Raw genomic sequence first — 1466 nt, forward strand, 5'->3', positions numbered from 1 at the left:
TCCCGAGCCGTCGGATCATCAACGGCGAAATAGTTGAACAACGACTGGAACAACGGCGTCCGGGAACGATCACGCTCCACACCCAGCTCATCGACGAGCTGCTCGAACGGCAGATCCTGATGACCATAGGCGTCCAACGCGGTGGCCCGCACCTGCTGGAGCAGGTCGGTGAAGGTCGGATCGCCGGACAGGTCGGCCCGCAGCACCAGCGTGTTGACGAAGAACCCGATCAAATCCTCGGTCTCGGCCTGATTCCGATTGGCCACCGGCGTACCGACCAGCACATCATCCTGACGGCTGTAGCGGCCGAGCAGCACGGCATAAGCGGCCAGCAGCGTCATGAACATCGTCGCCCCGGTACGGCGGGACAGCTCCTGCAACCGACGGCTGACCTCGGCGTCGATACGGAAGTCGATGGCCGCACCATTGCTGTCGCGGACAGCGGGCCGGGACCGGTCGGTGGGCAACTCCAGCACCGGAGGCTGGGCCAGCTGCCGCCGCCAATACCCGAGCTGCTCCTCCAGAGTCTCGCCGCTCAGCCAGGAACGCTGCCACACGGCGAAATCGGCGTACTGCACCGGCAGCGACACCAGCGGCGACGGCTCCCCCGCCCGGAAGGCGTCGTACAGAGTGGCGAACTCCCGGTAGAAGATCTTGATCGACCACTCATCGGAGATGACGTGGTGCATGCACAGAGCCAGGATGTGCTCCTGGTCGCTCAGCCGGAGCAGGCTGGCGCGCAGCAGCGGACCGGCCGCCAGGTCGAACGGCGTGGCCGTGTCCATGGCGATGAGGTCTTGAGCGGCTTGGTGCGGGTCAGGGTGATCGCCCAGATCCACCAAAGGCAGAAGAAAGTCGGTGGGAGGGTCGATGACCTGGTACGGCACGCCATCAGCGGCGGCCACCAGCCGGGTCCGCAGCACCTCATGCCGCTCCACCAGCGCGGCGAGGACGGCCCGCAGGACAGAGATGTCGAGGTCCCCGGGCAGCGGGATGGAGGTCGGATTGTTGTATTCGACCGAGTCCGGCTCCAGCTGAGCCAGGAACCACAACCTCTGCTGCGCGAACGACAGCGGCAACGCCTGCTCGCGCGAAACGGGCAGAACCGGTGGCCTGGCGACGTCATCCGGCCCCTCGCTGAGCAGGGGGACCAGTTCACGGATGGTGGGGTGATCGAACAGAGCCGCCAGAGGAAGATCCACCCCGAGAACCCCCCGGACCCGGGAGGCGACCTGGGTGGCCAGCAGGGAGTGGCCGCCCAGGTCGAAGAAGTTGTCATATACACCGATCCGCTCCACACCGAGCAGGTCGGTCCAGATCCCGGCCAGCAACAGCTCCGTGGGGGTAGACGGGGCCCGATAGCCGCCCGCGAGCTCCGGACGGCTGCCATCCGGCACCGGCAGCGCAGCCCGATCGATCTTCCCGTTCGGAGACAACGGGAAGGCCGCCAGCTCGATGAACACCGA

1 protein-coding gene is annotated in these 1466 nt (G+C 66.5%); it reads right to left on the reverse strand.

Annotated features, from left to right (window positions below; all coding sequences use genetic code 11):
• A partial coding sequence (locus tag ABZS69_RS67035; protein WP_355395665.1) for a condensation domain-containing protein occupies positions 1–1466 on the reverse strand: 1466 nt, incomplete at both ends.

The sequence above is a fragment of the Nonomuraea sp. NPDC005650 genome, assembly GCF_040605375.1.
In the GTDB taxonomy this organism is placed as follows: Bacteria; Actinomycetota; Actinomycetes; order Streptosporangiales; family Streptosporangiaceae; genus Nonomuraea.